A 23,852-nucleotide genomic window follows, 5' to 3' on the forward strand; every position below is an offset into this window, starting at 1 on the left:
AGGTCGTCATACAATTACTATTTAATGAACATGGCATCACCGAAGCTAAAGAAACGATAGCGTTCTTCGATGGCATGCTGATAAGCATTTAAAATATTGTCGCGACCAGTGAAAGCGGCCACTAACATCACCAATGTCGATTTAGGCAAATGGAAGTTAGTAATAAAGGCATCAACGACTTGCCACTTGTAACCCGGTTTAATGAAGATATCGGTCCAGCCAGAATCAGCTTTGATTTCACCATTGAACTTAGTCCCAATTGTTTCTAACGTCCGAATGGAAGTGGTCCCGGTAGCGACGATGCGCCCACCGTTTTCACGAACTTCATTCAAGGTCTTAGCTGATTCTTCCGACAGTTGGTAAAATTCCGAATGCATCTTGTGATCTTCGATATTCTTTTCGTCCACTGGCCGGAAAGTTCCCAAGCCTACGTGAAGTGTCAGATAAACCAACTTAATGCCCTTGTCCTGCACCTTTTGTAACAACTCTTTAGTCCAGTGCAGACCAGCTGTAGGGGCAGCCGCAGAACCCGGCGTTTTGGCATAAACCGTTTGATACCGTTCCGGATCATCGAGCTTTTCTTTAATATAAGGTGGTAATGGCGTCTCACCAAGTTTTTCAAGGATCTCCATGAAGATGCCGTCGTAATGAAATTCGATCATCCGACCGCCATGTTCCAGTTCCTTAGTTACTGTCGCGGTTAACAAACCATCACCAAAGCTAATAACGGAACCGACTCTGATCCGTTTAGCTGGCTTCATCAGTGTCTCCCATTCGTCACCCTTGGTATTATGCAGTAACAGTACCTCTGCATGTCCGCCAGTATCTGGCTTAACACCATAGATTCGCGCTGGCATTACTCGAGAATTATTCATTACCACAGCATCGCCGGGATTCAAATAATCGATAATGTCGTAAAAATGTTTGTCAGCCATTTCACCGGTTTCGTGATCTAAAACAAGTAATCGGGAGGCATCCCGTTTTTCAATCGGTGTCTGGGCAATCAGTTCGTGTGGTAAATCGTAATCAAAATCTTCAGTTGTTAGTGTCATTATGAAGGTCCTTTCACTTGTTGTCAGGCGTTATTCCAAGATGTTCATAGGCCAGTGGTGTCACCATTCGTCCACGAGCCGTTCGTTTAATAAAACCCTTTTGCAATAGAAATGGTTCGTACATTTCTGCTACCGTATCGGTTTCTTCACCAATATTTGCAGCTAATGTATTCAAGCCAACCGGCCCGCCATTATAAAAGCGAATCATGGTCTCCAGTAGTTTAATATCAGTCTGATCCAACCCTTCGTCATCAACCTGCAGCATTTGTAAGGCATGCTGAACAATGGTCCGATCGATGGAGTCGTGGTGTTCCGAAACTTCAGCAAAATCACGAATTCGTTTTAATAAACGGTTAGCGATTCGTGGCGTCCCCCTTGAACGACGGGCAATCTCGTGTGCCCCTTCTTCCTGGATCGGTGAGTTTAAAATTTTAGCAGAACGCTTCACGATTTGTTCTAATTCAGTCGTATTGTAATAAGCCATATGGCCCACAATACCGAAACGATCTCGTAAAGGTGCTGATAAAAGCCCCGCCCGGGTAGTCGCCCCAATCAACGTAAAGGGTGGCAGTGGAAAATGGATTGGGTGGGCTGTCGGTCCCTGCCCCACAACAATATCAATGAAGAAATCTTCCATTGCCGAATACAGCATTTCTTCCACTACTTTTGGTAGCCGATGAATTTCGTCAATAAATAAGACGTCACCAGGATTAAGCTCATTTAGCAGTGCCACTAGGTCACCCGTTTTTTCAATGGCCGGGCCACTAGTCGTCTTGATACCCACTTGCATTTCACTAGCAATAATCATGGCTAAGGTTGTTTTCCCAAGTCCAGGAGGCCCATATAAAAGAACGTGGTCCAATGCTTCCTCGCGCTTTTTAGCAGCACGAATATAAACACTCAGTTCCCGTTTTAAGCCGGTCTGACCGATGTACGTCGATAAACTGCTAGGGCGAAGCGACTGTTCAATGGATGTTTCTGCTTCGTCTTGTTTATCACCGGCAACTATTCGGTTATCTTCGGTCATCTGCTCGCCCCCTTGACTTCATCCTTGTTACTAATTCGTTAATAGTTTCAGTGCAGCACTTAAATAAGCATCCGTGGTTTGTTCGGGTTCACTTTGCAACGTCTTTTCTACCCGCTTAATATCACGGTCTTTATACCCTAGTGCAGTTAAGGCTTCTAGTGCGTCAGCTAAAGCAGCGTTGTCAGTTGATGAAATTGAAGGATGTGGTTTATCAAATAAACTATTTGCCGAAAACTCGTCTAACTTATCCTTCAAATCCAGCACAATTTGTTGAGCGGTTTTCTTCCCAATCCCAGGAAACTTCGTCAAATAACTCACGTTGTCTTGGCTGATGGCTTCTACGATTGCCTGTTGGTCACCGTTTGCTAGAATTGCCAAGGCGCTTTTAGCGCCAATACCGGACACTGCCAGTAATTTCTCAAATAACTGTTTTTCCTTTAGTGAACTGAATCCGTATAACGTCTGAGCAGTATCACTAATCGTCTGATGAATATAAACTTTGGTAAGGTCGTCACCGACTTCAAACCGAAACGGATTAGCCACCCGAACCAGGTAACCCACTCCGTTAACATCAAGCACAATGTAAGCAGGCTGAATGTCGACAACTTGACCATTTAAATACTCATACATTTCTACGATAGCTCCAGTTCTATAATTTAAGTAAACGTATGTTTGCTTATGAGATTGTAACATGAATAACGGCCGACAGGCAAGGTAGTCTCGTAAACTAATAAAACCCGATTTATCGGCTTTGTAGACCAATAATCAGGTTATTTTTAACGTCTAGCATGGGCTTAAATGCCGCACTTTTCAAGACTTAAGTTTAATTTTATCCGGTTTCACTGCTAACGCAATTATACCTGCAACAATGCCTAGATAATAGGTCAGCAGCCGCCAAAGCAGCATTGCAAGCACTAACTTACTAGAATTCGTGATATACGAACTAAAAAGTACCGTAAAGGCATATTCAGCCCCACCGGACCCACCAGGAATTGGAAAAATGGAAATCACCATGACGATCAAAACGTGTAAAGAAGTGATCATTACAATATTGGCCTGAGTGTATCCCAGCGAAAGCATAATAAAATACGGCACTAAGTAGTAAAACATCAACTGGAAGAAGGTAATCACGATCACCTTCAGCAATAACTTCCATTGACCAATGAGCTGAACACTTTCCTGATAAAATAAATCGATCTTCGTATCCAGCCTAACGATCCAGGCGTTAGTCTTTTCTGCACTAGTAAACCAGCGAACGGGAATCATCACAATACGCATGGCCTTCTTGGTGAACTGCGGCCAAAACATCACTAAAAACAAGCCGATGATCACGGCGAAGTGAATGACAAACCCAAACACCACGAACAACGATAAGTAACTCATCTTACTGACCATATAATGAAAGCCAATAATCAAGGCAATCAAGAAGTTGATGACGATCATGGCCTGGTAAACGATGAATTTCATCAACAAAATTGAGCTGGCTTTGCCACCATCAATACCACTTTGCAGCATGGCAATTAATTGAGCTGGCTGTCCACCGGATGAAAAGGGTGTGATACCGTTGAACAGCTGCTCGATCAACGGAATTCGCAGCGCACTTTTAAACGAATATTGTCCCAGCCGTTCATCCGCAAAAACCTTCACCACTAGTCCTTCCAACAAGAAGTACAGTAGCATACAGGCCACCGCAACTAACAGCCAGCCTTGGTGAATCGTCGTAAAATCACGGATTAAAATATTGAGTTTAATGTCCCGTAATGAGTAACCGAAGATTGAAACACCCAGTAGTATGATTAGGAACAATGCAATTTTATTACGTCTCGACATAGTAATCTATCCTCTTTTTGCCTGTTCAGTATAGAATTGCAGCCAGATTTTGGCTAATCGTTCCTCTGAGTAGTAGTCTGCACCCTGTTCGGCTTTCTTTTCAAGCGCCAGAAGGGCATCTGAGTTTGAACTAAGATTAGAAATGATTTGATCCATTTCCTCCACGTCTTTAGCCGCGGCATAGTCCCCCTCGATGATGGCATGATATAAATCTAAATCCCGGAGCAACACGGGAGTATGGGTACTAAACGCCTCCAGTACGGACATTGGGAATAGCTCGTTATAAGATGGCAGTAAAAATAAATCTGCCATGTTGTAGTAATCCACCAACTTGTCGCGATCAATAATACCTGGGAAACTCAAATTGGCAGGCGGATTATCCACTACCTGCTTCAGTTTCTCATACCCATCAGTAATGCGACCAAAAGAAAATCCCCCGGTCCAGATAAACTGGATTTCGGGATGCCGTTTTGCTAATTCGATAAAATCAAAAACGCCCTTACGAACCTGAACCTGTCCCGAACCCAAAATGGTAAATTTATCAGGGTAGCCGTACTGTTTTCGCAGTGTCTGCCGTTGCTGATCATCGGCAGGGTGAAACTCTTCCGCACTAACAAAATTAGGAATGTAAGTCACCTTATCTTTACTGATGCCATACGCTTCCAGCTTAGGAATAAACGACGGATTGACCACCACTAACTGATCCATCCGTTTATAAAACGCAATCACATAACGATAAAAAACGGCCTTCGCAATTTTAGGTAACTTCAAACTACCTTCCAACGTTTCGGGCAGAAAATGTACAAAGCCGACTTTACGCCCCCGTCCAGGCATAAAAGTCGACAAGTAATACGGAAAGTTAACTGTATGATAATGGCTGATGTCACAGCGACCATATTTATTGATTTTAAGTGTAATCTGGTCAGCTTCACGAGTTCTCAACAATCGAACCAACTCCGTGTAGACACTGCCCACACCCTGACCTTTAACTGAATCTGCCGCCGAAAACATTGTGATATTTAACATACATAGCTCCGTTTCTTATTTCATTATTCTTAATTACCAACGTCCGCTGAACTTTCGTGAGCCTCTTCATAGTTAAGCTGAGCATCACGGTAAAAGGCAACGATTTGTTCACCAAATGTTTCGCTTGAGACCTGCTTTAAAGTTTGATTTAAAACGGTATGATCAGCAATTTTATCATGCTTAAGATAATAAATCATCTTCTCAATCATTTCATTATGCGTCTTAAAAGTTGCACCTAATTCTGGATCCTGCAACAGGTCATCCGTATAAGGGCTGCTTTTAACCACAATTTTTTTATCAGAGGCTAAAGCTTCAATGTAGGTCAGCCCCTGTGATTCTGAATCAGAAGCCGAAACAAACAAATTAGTGGCATGATAAAAGGCCGAAACTTCATTATTATTAATCTCACCGGTAAAAATGACATGGTCATCCAACCCAAGATCATGGCTTTGCTGCTCAAGGTCTTCCTTAGCGGGACCGTCACCGACGATCATCAAATACGCGTTGGGAATCGTTTCTAAAATGGTAGCGAAACCATCGACAATCTCTTTGATATTTTTCTCATACGCCACTCGGCTTAACGATAACATCATGGGTGCGTCAGCCGGAATATGGTACTTTTCCCGGACATTAAGTTCGTTTTCGTCCGGCTCATACTGTTCCAAATCGATCCCAGTCGGAATCACTCGAATTGGCGCTTTAACACCGTAATCGCTGAGTTTATCGATTACCCGTTCACTAGGCGCAACGACACCATCTAAATGGCTGCAGAAAGCTAACGTCATCTGCTTAACGTGCACTGGCTTCAAAATCTTACCGTTAGCAACGTAGTGCAAATAGTCCTCATACATGGTGTGATACGTGTGGATACACGGGATTTTCATCGCTCGGGCAACAAACTTACCGATCATGCCCATGGAAAACTCAGTCTGGGTGTGGACAATGTCCAAATTCAACTCTTTAGCCAGCTGATAGGCATGCAAAAGGCCCCGAAAAGCGATTCGCCGATCGGTAAATGAAACGAATGGCACACTGGGAAAACGAAAGATGTTGCGTTCGTAAACATCCTTCTCCACGTGTGGATCAGTTGTGGTAAAGATATACACCTGATGCCCTTGTTTTTCCAGCTCATGCCGTAGTGTTTTGATTGAAGTTGCCACACCACTCACTTGAGGGAAGTATGTGTCAGTAAATAACCCTATGTTCACGACAAAATCCCCCCTATCATTAAATCCGTCTTCTTGTTGTTGATAATTATATTGGTTAGGTATGTTGATTGCAAGAATAGAAAACCACATTTGGTCAACGGTTTCAGCCTTGCATGAATGCGTTTATTCAATTAATAACGATAACTTATCACCCACTAAGGTGCAAGCCACTTTGACGTTTCTTAATTTAAACATAAAAACGGCTCACCAGAAATAAAATATTCCGAGTGAACCGTAATTGATGTCATTAGCTTGCCAAATTGCGGCAAGCCATTATTGATCAGTAAGTATAATTGCGAGTCCCTTAGTCAGTAAGGCCTTCAGCCTTCATCGTCTTAGCGACTTCTTCCATAGCTTCAGTCTCATCGTCGCCATCAGCAGAGATGGTAACATCGGTGTTTTGACCAACACCTAATGACATAACACCCATGATGGACTTCAAGTTGATAGACTTCCCATCATACTCTAAGTTAATGTCTGAGTTAAACTTGCTGGCTGCTTGTACTAACAAGGTTGCAGGACGGGCATGAATACCAGCTTCTGCGGTAATCCGAAAGTTGCGCTTTTCCATAATATATCGATCTCCTTTATCTGCTAGAAACAAATTGGGCTATTTTTCATTAGTTTCATAACTACATCTTTTATGAAATAAATAGAAAAACACCTTTACTCTAAGAGTATCAATTTATTCAAGAAAATACAAGCAGTTGGGGAAAATAATCAACCGCTTACATTGTCTATTTACTGTGTTTGGTCATGGTCATAGTGATAAATGATCTTACCGTTTTTCTCAGCTTTACCCACAATCCGTTTACGCGACTCAAACTGCATGTAGGCTGTTTGAAACGCCATGAAATCTGCTGGTTCAACTGTAAATTCATCTAATTCACCCGATTTGAGTTGCGCCATCAAATTGGCATAGTCTTCAGCCAAAACCGTCACCTCCACAGCACGAAAAATTTAATTCAATACATTGTACCATAACTTCCAGTCAGAAGTCCGTTATCACAGCATGGATAAACGACTTATTTACCTAGAAAATACCGATTATTCAGTCAAACTGCTTGCAACATCTGCCAAAATGAAGTAAAACATTACTTGAGTTAGCACTCGAGTAGTGATGGTGCTAATTTTAACTGATAAGTGCGAGCAAATGACTTGCGAAACCACTTGAATATTGTATAATGTGTTTAAAGGTCAAGATTGGTCAAACATTTGATCAGTGACTGACTTGACTACTTTAATAAGAGAGGAGTCAAGATATGCTGTGTCAGAATTGTCATCAACGTGAAGCGACGATTCATTTGTACCTGAATGTGAATGGTCAGCGACAGCAAGTTGATCTTTGTCAAAATTGCTATCAACTTCTTAAAAATCAGCAGAATAACTCTAATCCTGGAAATGGAGGCGCACAAATGGCACAAGATCCATTTGGTTTTGGTAACCTAGATGATATTTTCCGCGCCATGCAGGGCGGTAACCCTAATGGCAATCCTCAAGGCTATCAGCAACAGGTACCGCCTACCCAACCAAGCGGTCCCCGTAACGGTGGTGGCCAAAATGGTAACGGCAACGGTGGCCTACTAGGACAATACGGGTTAGACCTCACCCAATTAGCGAGTGAAGGCAAGATCGACCCCGTCATTGGCCGTGATCGTGAAATTTCTCGCGTTATCGAAATTTTAAATCGACGAACGAAGAACAATCCCGTTTTAATCGGTGAAGCCGGTGTTGGTAAAACGGCGGTAGTTGAAGGGTTAGCTCAAAAAATCGTTTCCGGCGACGTTCCGCAGAAACTGCAAAACAAGAAGATTATTCGTTTTGACGTGGTTTCCCTTGTCCAAGGAACTGGTATCCGTGGTCAATTTGAGCAACGGATGCAACAGTTAATGAAGGAAGTTACCGATAATCCTAACGTGATCCTCTTTATTGACGAAATCCACGAAATCGTGGGTGCTGGTAACGCTGAGGGCGGCATGGACGCTGGTAACGTCTTAAAACCAGCCCTTGCTCGTGGCGAATTCCAGTTAGTCGGTGCGACAACTTTAAATGAATACCGTGATATTGAAAAGGATCAAGCACTGGCTCGTCGTTTGCAGCCTGTTACTGTAAACGAACCATCTCCTGAGGAAGCCGTTAAGATTTTAAAGGGTATCCAAAAGAAGTACGAAGATTATCACCACGTCCACTATACGGACGGTGCCCTAGAAGCAGCGGTCAAATTATCCGACCGTTACATCCAAGACCGTTTCTTACCTGATAAGGCGATCGACCTGCTTGATGAATCAGGTTCCAAGAAGAACTTAACCATTAACGTTGTTGATCCAAAGACCATCGATGATAAGATTAAGTCGGCTGAAGATCAGAAACAAGCCGCTTTGAAACAGGAAGATTACGAAAAAGCCGCTTATTACCGCGATCAAGTTAACAAACTTGAAGACGCTAAAAAGTCACAGACCGGTACCACTTCTTCCGATGATGAACCGCAAGTTACTGAAGAAGACATGCAGCAAATTGTTGAAGAGAAGACCGGCATTCCAGTCGGTGAACTTCAAAACAAGGAACAGCAGCAGTTGCGTGACTTAGGAAGCTCATTGAAAGATCACGTGATTGGTCAAGACGATGCCGTAGATAAAGTATCACGTGCCATTCGGCGTAACCGAATCGGTCTCAATGGTACTGGCCGGCCAATTGGTTCATTTCTGTTCGTTGGCCCTACCGGTGTTGGTAAAACTGAATTAGCTAAGCAACTCGCTCGTGAACTATTTGGTTCAACCGAGGCCATGATTCGGTTTGACATGTCTGAGTACATGGAGCCGCATTCAGTGGCTAAGCTGATTGGTTCACCTCCTGGCTATGTTGGGTACGAAGAAGCTGGTCAATTAACTGAACAGGTTCGTCGCCACCCTTACAGCTTGATTTTGCTGGACGAAGTTGAGAAAGCCCACCCAGACGTTATGCACATGTTCCTGCAGATTTTGGATGATGGGCGCTTGACTGATTCACAAGGCCGGACCGTTTCCTTTAAGGATACGATCATCATCATGACCTCTAATGCAGGTTCTGGTGACGCCGAAGCCAGCGTTGGGTTTGGTGCTGAAGTTTCTGGCAAGACCCACTCCGTTCTCGATCAATTAACTAACTACTTCAAACCTGAATTCTTGAACCGATTTGACGACATTATCGAATTCAACTCCCTTACTAAGGAGAACTTGATGAAGATCGTTGACCTCATGATCACTGATGTCAATGGCATGCTTGCCAACCAAGGTTTGCACATTCACGTCACTGAACCGGTTGAAGCGAAACTTGTGGAACTGGGTTACGATCCTGCTATGGGGGCCCGTCCATTACGGCGTGTGATTCAGGAACAAATAGAAGACCGGATTGCGGACTTCTACTTGGAGCACAATGACGTTAAGAACTTAGTCGCTAAGATTGAAAATGGTGACATTACGCTTGCTGAAGAATCACCGGCTGCACCTGCAACTAGTGAAAACAAGACTAAGAAGTAATGTATGATGAGAGCCCGACTATCATTTATGTGGTAGCCGAGCTCTTTTTGTATTCTCAGCAACTAATATCTCCGCGAAACCGTTTCCGCAGCCTAATAGTTGGGGTATACTAGAGGTAACGTTACAGTGAGAGGGGGATCCGCATGGCTTTTTTTGATCGACTACGAAAATTAATGACTAAAAATCGACCACGAACCCCCTCTCACCGGAGAAAAATCGTTCCAACAGAAAAAACTGGTATACGAAACAGACATGCCGGTATTAAACCAGCTCGTCAGTTGACGATTCAAGCCAGCCCTGAAACTAAAACTTCAAAATTAGATTCCGCTACGAAAGTAACTTCCGAAAAAACCGTTGAAACTCAACCGGCATCCGCAGTGATGCTGGTTTTGTATCTGGATGATCAGAATCAGTCACTGGCAAAACCACAGTGGCTCAACGGTCAGTTGGGTGAAAAAATCCACTTTAGTCCTCGCCATATTGATAATTATCTACTGTTTCACATCATTGGTTTTACTACCGTATTTGCCAGTCCATACCGCATCATGACACTGCAGTACACGAAAAAATTAGGTCACCCAGTTATCATGTATTCCGTTGACTACGACACTCGGGAAATGATTGCGCCACCGGTTATCCAAACTGGCGCTGTCAATCAACCTTTCGCCTTTAGCACAGCAGTCATCGACGGCTTTCATTTGATTAAGGCCAGCCGTTCGCTAACTGGACATTTTACTGACCAGGCACAGACGATCATTGTCATGCTACGTCGTAATAGCTGGATGGCTGTTCAACGCATCAGTATCTTTGTTAAATTACTGGAGAGTACGCGGATTTTAAATCAACCCGATGGTGACCCGTATCGTTACGAATTTCCGAAAAATTCAGTTTGGCGCGCCTTTATTCGGGTTAATACTCAAAACGGTGAAACCTGGTTCAATTTGGGTGGTCCACAATGGATCAACGGCAAAAACATTACTCAGACTGACCGGCCAGAAAATCAACAAATCGCTCACCGTAAGCCCCTAACCTTTACACCAGTTAAACAAGTTGCCGTCATCGATTTTGTTGCCGGTCGCTCGTTACACACTTACGATCGGCCAAACGGTCAAGCAGTAAAGTTGATTGCCGATGGTACGAGGGTTCAAATTACCGGTGAATATACGGATATTCATCAGCTTAAATGGTACCGAATGGCCGATGATACGGTCATTCGAGCTCAGTACGTTAAATTATAATGGTATAAAATACACCACGATGCCAGCCAATACTGACACCGTGGTGTATTTAGTTACTCTTCATCTAAAACCATTGGTGATTTAACTTTAATCAGTTTCACCCGCTTGTTAATTTCAAGCACGCAGCTCGGAATGAAGATGGCGATGAGGATAACTAGCCAATTAATTGCCGGCAAAGCGGTTAACTGGAACGCATCCCGCAACCACGGGAAGATTGCTGTACAAGCAACAAAACTGGCTGCCAGTAGTACGCCAGCATTCAAAGCTGGATTGCGGCGAATCCCCTGCCATGATAAGGGAGAACGCTGCTTGATCGGATAAATATCAATCATGGAACCCAGTGCCAGAGTGAAGAACAGCATAGTCATCCCAACGGCAGGGTCATTATTAGCAAGTCCGAAGCGACCTAAACTGTATACCCCCAAAGTCAAAATGATAAACGTTGTGGTTCGAACAGCTACCCGCTGACCTAAACCATCCGCAAAAATGCTAGTCTTTCTGCTGATTGGCGGTCGTTTCATGTTTCGTACTTCGGCTGGTTCACGACTAAGATAGAACCCTGGAATTCCATCCGCCAATACGTTGATCAGCAACAGCTGTTCCGCAATCAGCGGTGCGCCCCAGCCAATACCTACCGCGAAAATCATCAGGAAAATCTGAGCGAAGTTAACACCGATCAAGAATTCAACCGCTTTTAAAATATTTTGATAAACCGCTCGACCCGTAGATACTGCGGCAACAATGGTTTCAAAATTGTCATCCGTCAAAATCATATCACTGGCGTTCTTGGACACTTCAGTCCCGGTAATGCCCATGGCAACACCTACATCAGCGGCCTTCAACGCAGGTGCATCATTGACCCCATCACCGGTCATAGCCACCGTCGCACCCTGTTGCTGCCAAGCTTTAACGATTCGAATCTTATCTTCGGGTGACACCCGCGCATAAACACTGATGGCTTCAATCTGTTCAGTGAGCTGCTGATCCGTGAGCTCCCGCAATGCCGCACCCGTTATGACCTGGTCACCGGCACGTAAAATACCGATTTGTTTGGCAATGGCTTTCGCGGTTTCCAGATGATCACCCGTGATCATCACGGTTCGGATCCCCGCTTCCGCAGCTTGTGCTACCGCGGCGATTGCCGTTTCTCTTGGCGGATCGATCATCCCAATCAACCCGGCAAAAATTAAATCATGCTGTAGGTCTTCAATCGGTGTATTAGGCATGGTATCAAAGTACTTGTACCCTACTGCCAGTACTCGCAGTGCATTGTGGGCAAAACGGTCGTGAATCTGGTTCATTTTGGCTTGCTCACTAGCTGATTGTTTAAGCGGTAAGCGATCAATTGCCCCCTTCACGATCAGTAATGCCCTGCCATCCGGTAATTGATGAAGCGTCGCCATAGTTTTCTTCGTTGAATTAAAGGGGTCTTCAGCCACTCGAAGCGCATCACGCTCAAAGTCGGCTCGGGTTAATCCTTCGGCCGCCAACCAGCGAACAATGGCTAACTCAGTGGAATCACCAATTTCCACCCATTCATCGTTCACTTTTTCACGGGTGGCATTGGTCGCCAGTCCCATTAACTGCATCAGCGTTTTGGTCTGCTCTTGAAGCGGACCATTACCCACCGTTGTTGGTTCCGAATCAAAAACCGACCAGACCTGTGTGACCGTCATCTGATTTTGGGTCAACGTCCCCGTCTTGTCGGAGGCAATCACGTTTACGCCACCAATCGTTTCAACGGCATCTACCCGACGCATAATGGCGTGCTGCTTAGCCATTGCTCCGACCCCGTGAGACAAACTAATGGTCACGATGATCGGCAAGGTTTCCGGCACTGCTGCCACGGCCAGCGAAACCCCGATCATCAAAGCATCCGTTAGCGTATCACCCTGGAAAAAGAGACCTAAAATGGTAATAATAATACCACCTACGACTGCAACTGCCGTCAGCCGACTAGAAAGCTGATTCAACCGTTTTTGTAATGGCGTTGTTCGTGTCTTTGTCCGGTTCAGCATACCTGCAATACTACCGATGGCCGTATTCATTCCAATAGCAGTGACTACCATCTGACCGGTTCCCTGCGTCACACCCGTCCCGGAAAAAGCTTCATTGACGCGATCACCGATTTCAGCTGCTTCTGCCACCGGTTCCGCCGTTTTCTTAACCGGTTCACTTTCTCCAGTCAAAATAGCCTCATCGATTCGTAAATCGGTTGCTTCAACTAATCGACCGTCTGCGGGGATCTGATTTCCCCCTGACAGTATAACCACGTCGCCAACGACCAGATCAGCGGCATCGATAACCTGTTGTTGGCCATCACGCATCACGGTCACTTCATGGACGTTCATCTTTTTTAAGGCGGCTAAGGATTTTTCGGCACTATGTTCTTGATACATGCCAATCAGCACGTTGATCACTAGAATACTACCAATCACAATGGTTTTCGTCCAGCCACCGTCTGCTGCAACAGCCAGATACGTCGACAACGCCACCGCAAATAATAGCACCAGTGACGCCACATCAGACAAATGGCGCCAAATCTTTTGAATAAGTGTTGGCGGCTTTTCTTCCTGCAACACGTTGCGACCATCATCTTGTCGCTGTGTCACCTGGACTTCAGTCAGCCCACTGGTCAAATTAGTTTTAAGTACCGTCTCCAGTTCTTGACGGTTCCTCTCAGCATTCGTCATTGTCATAGTCAGCAGTCCTTTCTATGGGCGCTAGCCAGTCTATATCTACTTTTAGTGTACAGAATGCGCTGCCGAGATACCATGAATTAATTATGATTAGTATTAGAATTCTTCATGAATTTAAAAAGAGGTTGTGCTATAAATCTATATTGGTAAGTATCTCAATTAATTTTTGGCCAGAATTAGTTTTTACTGTGCCTTGGAGCTATACAGAAATATAGCCTAATTACGCAACAAAACTCAAATTCCGGCCATTTAACGCAAATAATGCCTATTCCGCAAAAAGCACGGAATAGGCATTATTTGCGTTAAATTCTGGAATCTACCGAGTTTTGTCACAGCTTGTTTAGATAAGGATAATTTCTACAAATTAACGTCCATGTTAAACGTTAACTTAGACAGTTCCAAACCATGTTCAAACAAATCATTCATTAACTTAGTCGTTCTGGCCTTCATCTCAGAAACAATTAGATAGTTTTGCTGGGTAAGATACGTTGTCAATTCTTCACCGGACAGTTTGCTGGCGACTTCATCGGTCTTCCCAATATGCTGTGTAAACAATTCTTGACTAGCTGTTAGATAATCGCGGTCGTCCTGCACAAATTCTGCGTACCGTGATTCAACCAACACAGATAACTTGCGATACATCCAATAGGCACTTTCTTGGTCAGCGTGCACAGGGGTGTTCACGTAGGAAGGATCCGTATCGTTAGCGTTGGCAAAGAATGGCACGTAAGGACTAAAGGCTGGTACGCCCAGACAAAGCCACATGATGGCTGATTGTGCTTCAGGCACGTTATTTCTTAACTGCAGCACGTGAGAATTTTGCGTCCGGTTCATAGAAATGGGCCGAAACTTGGTCTTCAGTTTCTCAGGGCCATTTCCTAACGGATCATAGTCCGTCTCGTTGTAATGTGACCCCAGAATAAAGCTAATATCCGCCACGCTGATTTTACGGTTGGCATGGCAAATAAATGGTAGCTCTGATGAAGTTGGTGACTGTTCAACGTCTGGCATCAAATAACGTTGACCGTACCAAACGCGTGGTGTGTTGTAATGACGATCTTTCTCCGTACTGGTACCGAAAATATGACGAAAGTTCCAGTCAGATTGATCAGGATTTAAATGATGCTCGGACACAAAGTCTTGAATACCATCAGAGTACATAAAATTATCGGAATCATCAAAATCCACCGATTGAATGGCGACTTGATTAGCAGTAATCACAAAAGCATCGTCTGGGACGCGTTGGGCAACCCAGTGATGACCCGTCACGATTTCCATATACCAAGCTTCATCCTTATCAGCGAACAAGACACCGTTACCTTCTGGCGAACCATACTGTTTAATTAAATCGCCCAGTACCTTAACACCGTTACGAGCGCTAGTGATCACTGGTAATACCATCGTCTGCATGGTATCTTCAGCCATGCCGTCAGCAACTAACGGGTCAAAAGCTAGCGCGTTAGGATTACCATACACACTTTCCGTAGCGCTCATGGCAACGTTGTGAGCATTGATACCACTCTCCTCATAAAGGCCAACCTTATCGACCTCTACGTTTGGCGTCGCCTGATAGCGAACCGCGTTCTTAGGGAGTGGTGCTTCAAACCCGTTTTGGGTCGATTGTAAAATTTTGCCTTCATTTTCTTCTGGTTGATGCATGTAAAAACGTTGCGGCGTTAACGGCAAAAACGTATCGTCATTTCTAGCAATCATGACGGAACCGTCAATTGACGCGTTCTTACCAACTAAAACTGAGGTACAAGCTGAAAGATGTGTCATGGAAATTCTCCTTTAAATTTTGTCTGCTATTAGTATATCGCAATTTAATTATTCGAAAACACTGTAAGCGATTTCTTTTTTCTTGTGAAACTATTGACAACCACTTTCTCTCGTGTAAAATACAATTGTGAACAACTATACTTAATTAAATGTTTTAACATAGGAGGACATTTTGATGAAGGTCGCAGTGATTGGTTGTACCCATGCAGGTACGTTTGCAACAAAACAAATTTTAGCGGAGAATCCTGATGCTGAGGTAACAGTTTACGAAAAAAACGATGTGATTTCGTTTCTATCTTGCGGGATTGCGCTTTACTTAGGCGGACAAGTGAAGGATCCACAAGGACTTTTCTATTCAAATCCAGATGAATTATCAAAACTCGGGGCAACAGTTTTGATGAGACACAACGTAACAGCTATTGATAATCAGGCACACACCATTACCGTGGAGGACCTGGCAACCCACGAAGTCACCACCAGCTCATATGATAAATTAGTGATGACATCGGGCTCTTGGCCTATCATCCCACCAATTCCCGGTATTGATAGCGATAAGGTACTGCTGTGCAAAAACTGGGCTCATGCTCAAACGCTTTTCCAAAAAGCAGAAAATGCTAAGCGAATCGCCGTTATTGGTGCCGGCTACATTGGTGCTGAACTAGCTGAAGCCTATTCACTCAAGGGGCATGATGTCACATTGATTGATGCTCAAGATCGCGTTATGCCAAAATATTTTGATAGTGCGTTTACCGATAAAATCGAAGATGAATACCGTGCACACAACGTTCAGTTAGCCTTGAGTCAAAAAGTTCAGGGGTTTGAAACAACCGCTGATGGTGTCACGATCACCACGGATAAAGAAGCCATCGACGTTGATCTTGCAGTTTTATGCATTGGTTTCCGGCCAAACACCGACCTATTAGCAGGCAAAGTAGACATGGCCAAAAATGGTGCCATTCTAACCAACGACTACATGCAAACCAGTGACCCGGATATTTTTGCTGCCGGCGATAGTGCAGCGGTGCACTACAATCCAACGGGTAAGAATGCTTACATTCCATTAGCAACCAACGCGGTTCGTCAAGGAATCCTGGTTGGAAAAAACATCGTTAAACCAACGGTGAAATACATGGGAACACAATCATCATCTGGCTTGGCTCTCTACGGTACCTCGCTTTGCTCAACGGGATTAACCTATGAAGCTGCGAAGGCCCAAGGCATTAACGCTGAGCAGGTCATTATTACGGATAACTACCGGCCAGAATTCATGCCAACTACCCTTCCTGTCACCATGTCCTTGGTCTTTAATCCGGACACCCGTGAAATTCTCGGTGGTGCTCTGATGAGTAAATACGATATTTCACAATCTGCAAACTTACTATCCGTTTGCATCCAAAATCACAACACCATTGATGACCTCGCAATGGTCGACATGTTATTCCAACCCAACTTCGACCGGCCATTTAACTACCTAAACATTCTGGGTCAAGCTGCTCAAGAAAAATTAACCACGGTAAAAGCTTAATCATCATGTAAATCAAAAAATCCTGATACTCAGCGAAACGGCTGAACATCAGGATTTTTTTATATTTTCTATTACAGTTTCGATGTTAACTTAACGTCTGGATATTTGTCGGTGAACCAGCGCTCTGCAAACTGGTTTTCAAACAAGAACAGCGGCTCTCCCGCTAAATCTTTCACCAGCAAATTTCGGCTGGAAGACATGCGTTCATCCAACTGTTCTGGATCGATCCAGCGGGCAATTTTATGGCCCATGGGTTCCATCACAACGTCAGAATTATATTCGTTTTTCATCCGGAACTGAAAGACTTCAAACTGCAGTTGTCCAACAGCACCAAGGATATAGTCACCAGTTGTGTAAGAAGTGTATAGCTGAATGGCACCTTCTTGAACCAACTGCGAAATCCCCTTATGGAATGACTTTTGCTTCATGACGTTCTTAGCCGTTACCCGCACAAATAGTTCAGGCGTAAACTGCGGTAACTTCTCGAACTGCAGTTTCTTCTTACCCGTATAAACGGTATCACCGATTTGGTAATTTCCGGTATCGTAAAGACCAATAATGTCTCCAGCAACCGCCGTTTCCACATTCTCACGGGTATCAGCCATGAACTGCGTCACGTTTGAAAGCCGCATGGTCTTACCCGTACGCCCTAATGTGACGTCCATCCCACGTTGGAACAAACCGGAACAAACCCGCACAAAGGCGATCCGATCACGGTGTTTGGGATCCATGTTAGCTTGAATCTTAAAGACAAAGCCAGAGAATTCCTTGTCCGTTGGTTCTACGTCATCGCCCTCCTCAGTCCGGTGAGCTGCTGGTTGAGGAGCAAACTTCAGGTAGGTTTCCAAGAAAGTTTTGACCCCAAAGTTAGCAAGAGCTGACCCGAAGAAGACAGGGGTTTGATCACCACTGGCAATTTTAGCTTCATCGAACTGATTGCCGGCATCTTCAATTAATTCCATGTTTTCACGGGCATCTTCATACCACGAATTGCTTTTCAGTGGTTCTGAATCGTCAATATCACCATTTTCATCTAATGGTAAGTAGGTCGTGCCATCGCTTTCAGGTCGGAATAAAGCGACCCGATTATGATAACGGTCGTAAAGGCCCTTCAGTTCCTTCCCCATACCAATGGGCCAGTTCATAGGATAACCTTCAATACCCAGCACTTCTTCAAGTTCTGCAATCAGATCCATTGGGTCGCGACTATCACGATCCAATTTGTTCATGAAGGTAAAGATCGGGATCCCACGCATTTTACAAATCTTAAAGAGCTTTTTAGTTTGTGGTTCGATCCCTTTAGCCGAATCAATCACCATGACGGCAGAGTCCACCGCCATTAAAGTCCGGTAAGTATCTTCAGAAAAATCCTCATGTCCAGGGGTATCCAAAATGTTGATTCGTTTGCCTTCGTAGTCAAACTGCATTACTGAACTGGTAACGGAAATCCCACGTTTTTGTTCGATTTCCATCCAGTCTGATTTAGCAAAATTGCCACTTTTTTTAGCCTTAACCGTCCCAGCTTGACGCACAACACCACCGAACAGTAATAGTTGTTCGGTAATGGTCGTCTTACCCGCATCAGGGTGAGAGATAATGGCAAACGTGCGCCTGTTTGCCACGTCTTGTGATAATGTCATAGCACTATTCCTTTCCAGAATTGGCATTAACCGTTCTTTTCAATCTGATGTACCACGTAGTTAACCACTTTCAGTGAACTTAGACCATCATCAATGGAACAGAAACGGTTATAAAATTTCATAAACTTCGGATCTTCACTCATATCAGGGTGTTTGAGTCCATCGGCAATGCCGGAAAGCAACTCTTTTTCGTTATTGGCGATTTGTCCTGGCAGATCTTTTTCGTAATCCAGGTAGAAACCGCGTAATTCATCCTTGTACAAGTGATAATCGTACGGATAGAAGAGGATTGGCCGCTTCAAGTAGGCATAATCGAAGAAAACTGAGGAGTAGTCAGTGATCAGCATATCTGACACTAAGTATAAGTCAGAAATATTAGGATGGCTCGAGAAATCATAAACGAAATCCGTATAGTCACTAATATCCATGGCGTTAGCAATCAAATAATGCATCCGTAAGATCAAAACGGTATCTTCACCGAACTGTTTCTTGAAATCATCTAAACTAAATGGCAGTTCAAAGGTATACTTACCCTTTTCAGCGAATTGATTATCCCGATACGTAGGTGCATACAGAACCACTTTTTTGTCCAATGGAATGCCCATTGATTCCTTCAAGGCAGTAATCTCATCCGGTTCGGTATTGATTAACTCATCATTTCGAGGATAACCAACCTTCAAGATCTGATTATTAAAGCCGAAAGCTGAACGGAAGATCTGAGTTGAATAATCATTGGGTGAAACTAACGCATCCCAGCGATTGGCTTCCTTCACAAAATTATCGTGATACTTACTGGTCGTCGTCCCAGGCATAGACACATTTTCAATATCCAGACCTAGTTTCTTTAACGGCGTACCGTGCCAAGTTTGAATATAAGTCACGTAAGACGGCTTCTTCACCCAAGCTGGGAACCGCGCATTACTGATCCAGTAAGAACTCTTTTCCAGTGCCCGTACCCATTTGGAAGTTCGCCGAACAACGTAGGGAATCTGGTTTTGTTTACAGAATTTCTTCAACGAACGGTCGATTGACCAAACGAAAGTAAAACCAGGATAAAGTTCCGTAAATAATCGGTAAATGGCATACGGACTATCACTAACTTGTCGACCACCAAAACTTTCAAAGATAATGGTCGGTTGCTCATACGGCCGATGTCCAGACTTGAATAACCAGCGCATGCGCTGCAGATTGACCTTATCTTGGATCGTCCGGCCAAGGTTGGCCACTGCCTGTAATTTTTGTGGTAGTGCCGCAACCTTTTCACCAAGTGAAGGTGCCGGAAATTCTTTGATGACGATCCCGTTATTGATATTTTTCTCAATTAAAACCATCCGGCCACCTGGTAAAACGGACTGTGTCATCTGTCCTTCAAGTGAACGTGCCAGAATCACCCGCTGTTCAATTTGCTGGGTACCAACCGTGTATTGGACGAACAAATCTTCAATCGAGTTTGATGGTAAATCAGTCAATGGAACGCTAGCTGTAAACAGGGTCTTTAATGAGCCTGCCGCAGTTGGGTAAGCTAAGTGCGCACCTGATTCCCGAGTTTTTAAAATGATCTTTTGGTCCTTGATTGGCTGCCCATTAATCCGATTATAACCGGTAATATTAAGGGCATCCTCCGTTAAGTTGACAGAATTTATCGTGAATTCATCCTCGGGTTGCTGAGTATGAATGTTAAAAATCGCCATTCCCTCAGCATCCGAGTTAACTTGATAATAACTGGTTAGCGATAACTGGTGACGGTCACTCAGATATTCGGATTCAATCTGTAAAATAACCTGTTCATCTGCAGTATCAAACGCCAAGAATAATTGCCAAGCAAACTCACTTTGACCAAAGGCTTCAAACTGCAGCTGATCGGGATCGATTTGGATTCGAATTAAGTTATTGTCCACCACCCGTGGAACGGGAACCGTTACTGAAGCTAAACTATTCGTTTCTAAGAGCATGACTCTCAAATTATCCAGAGAGCCGGGAACATCAATTAATTCAAATTCTAATTCTTGATTTTTCTTTTTTTGGTGTAAACCTGATAATATTGCACGCACGACTAACGACCCTCCTTAGTAATTAAAAATCAACTGTTGCGGTAAATATGGGGTCAATTCGGGATTATCATTGAGATCAATAAATAAACCAGAATCAGCGGGAACAATTTTCTCCAACAAATTGGCGTAAAAAGAGTAAACGCTATCGAACCGGTCGTAGTTTTGATAGCCCACCACTTCATAGGATAATTGTTCTTCTGAATCACGATAGATGACACGGTGCTCATCGTCTTCTTCAGAAATTAATTCGGTAAACTTTAACTTCGAAGTCCGTCCCATAGTATAGGCAAAGTTGACGGTCCGAGCGTGCCGGATAAATCGGTAAACCACTTGCCCTTGTTGATTCAGCAATAGTGCCTGAGCTAATTTGCCATCACGGTAAGTTAAGAGTCCAAACTGGTTACCTGCTTCGTACACGGCAGCAGAAATGGGCTGATGGTCAGCGTAACGCATTTTTAGTAGTGGCTGCTGATTGCCGTCTTCTTTCACTTCGGCAACAATTTCACCATCTTTTACGTAGCGGACTGTTGGTCTCTCCAGCGCGTTGGTGGCTTCAAAGCGATGAAGTGGTAAGTCTTCGAAGTCAGCTTTGAACTGCTCCGACTCAGCAACGTCCACACCCGCTTCATCTGCCACTAAATCTGCCAACGACACCACGTTAAGCTGGGCCAGCCGTTTTGCTTTAAAAATTGACTGAACCAAACGACGGGCGATTTCGTAATCGTCAAACTGAATCATCGCTAAAAGAATGGTGACCTGAACCTGATCGTTCATTAGCGACTTCACTTTTTGTTTAAACGTCAGCTTCTTTAAGCCGGCTAAAGACGTCACCAAAAATATTGCTTGTTTCATTACGGCATTAACCTCACTTTAAATTGCAATAAAATATCCCTAGTCGCAACTGGGGATATTTGTCGTTACATTCAACTGATTATTCTTTCCAGTCAACTCCGGCTTTAAGGCCCAAATCTTCCTTGATTTTAGTGGTTGAAATGCCCTCTGTCCGAGGTAAGTAAATTACTTGACAATAGTCTTTCAAGAAATCAAACTTACCCTTCCAGTCATCGCCCATAACAAAGATATCAATGTCGTTTTCTTGAACGTCTTTGATCTTTTGATCCCAATTTTTTTCGGGAATGACTTCATCCACATACCGGATAGCTTCTAGAATATATTTACGATCTTCATATGATGTATATGCTTTTTTACCTTTAACCGCATTAAACTCGTCTGATGATAAACATACTGTTAAATGATCACCAAGAGCTGCTGCCCGCTTTAAGAGTCGTACATGTCCCTTATGCAATAAATCAAAGGTGCCATACGTAATTACTTTTTTCATTTAAATCTCCTGCTTAACTATGAATTTAAATCACTGTATCCTAACTCGACTATAATATCATAAATTCTAACACAACCCAACAGGCCTTCAACGAATTATCGCTTGATTTAACTAAACGTTTAAGTTCCGGATGGCGGTTGTCCTGAACTTTCATCCCGACGTTCGCTTTGCAGCTGCCAAATATGGTAAATGTTTTCGACGATCACTTTGACCACAGCGTATAGTGGCACCCCTAAGATCATGCCCATCAAACCGGCAATATTGCCAGCAACCATCAAAATAACAATAATCGTCAGCGGATGAATTTTGAGCGTACGGCCAATTACGTTGGGATAGACCAGATTACCATCAACCTGCTGAACGATAACGGTGACGACCAATACTGAGATCACTTCAACTAAACCAGAGCCAATGGCAACGATGACAGCAGGCAAAACACCAATATAGGGTCCAACGTACGGAATAATGTTGCACATACCAGCAAAAATACCAAGTAGTAAACCGTACTTAAGTCCCACTAGACTAAAACCGATGGAGGTAAACGTCATAACAAACAAGCATTCAATCACTTGTCCGCCGATATAGCGAGATAGTGTCTGACTCATTTGCGTCAAAATATCCATCGTTTGATCAGCGTGTTTATTAGGCAACATCCGTCTCAAAGCAGGCATCAATTTTTGACCGTCCTTCAACATATAAAACAGCATCACTGGCACGGTCACCGCTAAAATCGTCACACTGGTCGCCATGCCAATCACGGTACCAACACTGTTAGTTAACCCCGTCATAAAGGTTTTCGCGTAATTGGACAGACCGTGTTCCAACTGCGCAGCATAGGATTTAAAATCCACGTTTTTTAACCAGTCGTACTGACTTAAACGTCGATTCAAACCATTCAGCATGTCCTGGATAAGTTGCACGATGTGGGGCACGTTATTAACCAAGGTGGCAACTTGTTGAATCAGCTTTGGTACTAACCAGAATAACCCACCAGCTAAAATGCCAAACAACGCTAAGAACAAAACGGCAACCGACCACGTTCGGTTAAGACGGAAACGGCCAATTTTGACCTTTTGCAGCAGCTTAACGATTGGATTCAGCATGTAATAAAGAATTCCGGCGAGTAGGATCGGCATAAAAATAGTTCTAAAAAAAGTCCCAATGGGAGCAAACAGAAAGCCCAATTTGGTACAGACCCAAATTAAAGTAGCCACAATGAGAATTTCCAGTGACCAAAAGAGTAACTTAGACCGCTGTATTTGATTGAACATCCGAATACCCCCTTTCTTATATTACATATTCAAAAAGCGAGGTCAGCTTGTTCAGCTAACCTCGCTTTGATTTAAGCAGCCCCATTACTTGTGACGGGAAAGCTCGAGATAGCGTGAGTACCATAGATCAACGTATTCTTTCGAGAACGGACCCTTACGATTATTGATCCAGTCGACCAAAATCAAAACGTTCGCTTTCAAAATCTTGTCAATTTCAGGCGGATACTGCCAGCGACGACTGAACATCTCGTACTCGTCAATATCAAGCAACCGTTTTTCTCCATCAGGAAAAACCTTCACATCTAAATCATAATCTATATACTTTAATGCTTCCTTATCTAAGACATAGGGTGTTGCAAGATTGCAATAGTAAGAAACCCCATTATCCCGAATCATTGCGACAACATTAAACCAATAGTGCTTATGAAAAAAAACAATTGCTGGTTCACGAGTGACCCATCGTCGCCCATCGTCTTCAATCACCAATGTATGGTCATTGCAGCCAATCAGGGCATTTTCGCTTGTTTTAAGTACCATCGTATCGCGCCAAGTTCGATGCAAACTTCCGTCGTGCTTATAGCTTTTGATCGTAATGAAGTCGCCTTCTTTAGGTCCTCTAGCTTCGCGCGCCATATTAAACCCTACTTTC

19 protein-coding genes are annotated in these 23,852 nt (G+C 43.7%); 3 read left to right on the forward strand and 16 right to left on the reverse strand.

Annotated elements, in window-relative coordinates; translation table 11 throughout:
* Positions 1 to 17 precede the first annotated feature (17 nt).
* The 8 genes from queA to ykzS all read right to left on the reverse strand — a co-directional run bounded on the left by queA (position 18) and on the right by ykzS (position 7,076).
* Positions 18 to 1,052 carry a tRNA preQ1(34) S-adenosylmethionine ribosyltransferase-isomerase QueA gene (gene queA / locus CES82_RS09425; RefSeq protein WP_098825708.1) on the reverse strand — a complete coding sequence of 345 codons (1,035 nt, stop codon included), beginning with the start codon at positions 1,050 to 1,052 and terminating at the stop codon, positions 18 to 20.
* A 13-nt stretch (positions 1,053 to 1,065) separates the two neighbouring features.
* Positions 1,066 to 2,079 carry a Holliday junction branch migration DNA helicase RuvB gene (gene ruvB, locus CES82_RS09430; RefSeq protein WP_098825710.1) on the reverse strand — a complete coding sequence of 338 codons (1,014 nt, stop codon included), beginning with the start codon at positions 2,077 to 2,079 and terminating at the stop codon, positions 1,066 to 1,068.
* A 30-nt stretch (positions 2,080 to 2,109) separates the two neighbouring features.
* Positions 2,110 to 2,709, reverse strand: a complete 600-nt coding sequence (gene ruvA / locus CES82_RS09435; protein ID WP_098825711.1) for a Holliday junction branch migration protein RuvA — start codon at positions 2,707 to 2,709, stop codon at positions 2,110 to 2,112.
* Positions 2,710 to 2,889: 180 nt separating this feature from the next.
* Positions 2,890 to 3,909, reverse strand: a complete 1,020-nt coding sequence (locus CES82_RS09440) for a lysylphosphatidylglycerol synthase transmembrane domain-containing protein (RefSeq protein WP_098825713.1) — start codon at positions 3,907 to 3,909, stop codon at positions 2,890 to 2,892.
* A gap of 6 nt (positions 3,910 to 3,915) precedes the next feature.
* Positions 3,916 to 4,935: a glycosyltransferase family 4 protein gene (locus CES82_RS09445; RefSeq protein WP_098825715.1), complete on the reverse strand. Its 1,020-nt coding sequence runs from the start codon at positions 4,933 to 4,935 to the stop codon at positions 3,916 to 3,918.
* Between the two features lie 29 nt (positions 4,936 to 4,964).
* Complete coding sequence (locus tag CES82_RS09450; RefSeq protein WP_098825717.1) at positions 4,965 to 6,143, reverse strand: glycosyltransferase family 4 protein; 1,179 nt, start codon at positions 6,141 to 6,143, stop codon at positions 4,965 to 4,967.
* Between the two features lie 304 nt (positions 6,144 to 6,447).
* Entirely contained in the window at positions 6,448 to 6,714 is a 267-nt protein-coding gene (locus CES82_RS09455; protein ID WP_098825719.1) for a phosphocarrier protein HPr, read from the reverse strand.
* A 170-nt stretch (positions 6,715 to 6,884) separates the two neighbouring features.
* Positions 6,885 to 7,076, reverse strand: coding sequence for a protein YkzS (ykzS, locus tag CES82_RS09460; RefSeq protein ID WP_098825721.1), 192 nt, complete (start codon positions 7,074 to 7,076; stop codon positions 6,885 to 6,887).
* 329 nt (positions 7,077 to 7,405) lie between these two features.
* On the opposite strand from ykzS, the gene CES82_RS09465 reads away from it, so the two are divergent.
* Both CES82_RS09465 and CES82_RS09470 read left to right on the forward strand, forming a co-directional pair.
* Complete coding sequence (locus CES82_RS09465) at positions 7,406 to 9,658, forward strand: ATP-dependent Clp protease ATP-binding subunit (RefSeq protein WP_098825723.1); 2,253 nt, start codon at positions 7,406 to 7,408, stop codon at positions 9,656 to 9,658.
* Between the two features lie 143 nt (positions 9,659 to 9,801).
* Positions 9,802 to 10,896 (forward strand): MucBP domain-containing protein, encoded by a 1,095-nt coding sequence (locus CES82_RS09470; RefSeq protein WP_098825725.1) that lies wholly within the window; start codon positions 9,802 to 9,804, stop codon positions 10,894 to 10,896.
* A gap of 53 nt (positions 10,897 to 10,949) precedes the next feature.
* Here CES82_RS09470 and CES82_RS09475 read toward each other — a convergent pair whose 3' ends face one another.
* Together CES82_RS09475 and CES82_RS09480 are read right to left on the reverse strand one after the other, a co-directional pair.
* Positions 10,950 to 13,589 (reverse strand): cation-translocating P-type ATPase, encoded by a 2,640-nt coding sequence (locus CES82_RS09475; protein ID WP_180245723.1) that lies wholly within the window; start codon positions 13,587 to 13,589, stop codon positions 10,950 to 10,952.
* 363 nt (positions 13,590 to 13,952) lie between these two features.
* A complete protein-coding gene (locus CES82_RS09480) occupies positions 13,953 to 15,374 on the reverse strand; it encodes a C69 family dipeptidase (RefSeq protein WP_098825729.1) in 1,422 nt (473 codons plus the stop codon).
* Positions 15,375 to 15,549: 175 nt separating this feature from the next.
* On the opposite strand from CES82_RS09480, the gene CES82_RS09485 reads away from it, so the two are divergent.
* Positions 15,550 to 16,899, forward strand: a complete 1,350-nt coding sequence (locus CES82_RS09485) for an FAD-dependent oxidoreductase (RefSeq protein ID WP_098825731.1) — start codon at positions 15,550 to 15,552, stop codon at positions 16,897 to 16,899.
* Between the two features lie 71 nt (positions 16,900 to 16,970).
* Here the strand turns inward: CES82_RS09485 and CES82_RS09490 are convergent, their stop codons facing one another.
* The 6 genes from CES82_RS09490 to ntdP all read right to left on the reverse strand — a co-directional run bounded on the left by CES82_RS09490 (position 16,971) and on the right by ntdP (position 23,836).
* Complete coding sequence (locus CES82_RS09490; protein ID WP_098825827.1) at positions 16,971 to 18,539, reverse strand: peptide chain release factor 3; 1,569 nt, start codon at positions 18,537 to 18,539, stop codon at positions 16,971 to 16,973.
* Between the two features lie 26 nt (positions 18,540 to 18,565).
* Positions 18,566 to 20,590, reverse strand: coding sequence for a CDP-glycerol glycerophosphotransferase family protein (locus tag CES82_RS09495; protein WP_098825733.1), 2,025 nt, complete (start codon positions 20,588 to 20,590; stop codon positions 18,566 to 18,568).
* Positions 20,591 to 20,605: 15 nt separating this feature from the next.
* Positions 20,606 to 21,442, reverse strand: coding sequence for a hypothetical protein (locus tag CES82_RS09500; RefSeq protein WP_098825735.1), 837 nt, complete (start codon positions 21,440 to 21,442; stop codon positions 20,606 to 20,608).
* Between the two features lie 79 nt (positions 21,443 to 21,521).
* Positions 21,522 to 21,932: a glycerol-3-phosphate cytidylyltransferase gene (gene tagD, locus CES82_RS09505; protein WP_098825736.1), complete on the reverse strand. Its 411-nt coding sequence runs from the start codon at positions 21,930 to 21,932 to the stop codon at positions 21,522 to 21,524.
* Between the two features lie 119 nt (positions 21,933 to 22,051).
* The gene (locus CES82_RS09510) at positions 22,052 to 23,203 is read right to left on the reverse strand and encodes an AI-2E family transporter (protein WP_098825738.1); all 1,152 of its coding nucleotides are present in this window, start codon (positions 23,201 to 23,203) and stop codon (positions 22,052 to 22,054) included.
* Between the two features lie 84 nt (positions 23,204 to 23,287).
* Entirely contained in the window at positions 23,288 to 23,836 is a 549-nt protein-coding gene (gene ntdP, locus CES82_RS09515) for a nucleoside tri-diphosphate phosphatase (protein WP_098825740.1), read from the reverse strand.
* Between the last annotated feature and the right edge of the window lie 16 nt (positions 23,837 to 23,852).

Origin of the sequence: Secundilactobacillus silagincola (assembly GCF_002583405.1) — a bacterium.
Lineage (GTDB): Bacteria > Bacillota > Bacilli > Lactobacillales > Lactobacillaceae > Secundilactobacillus > Secundilactobacillus silagincola.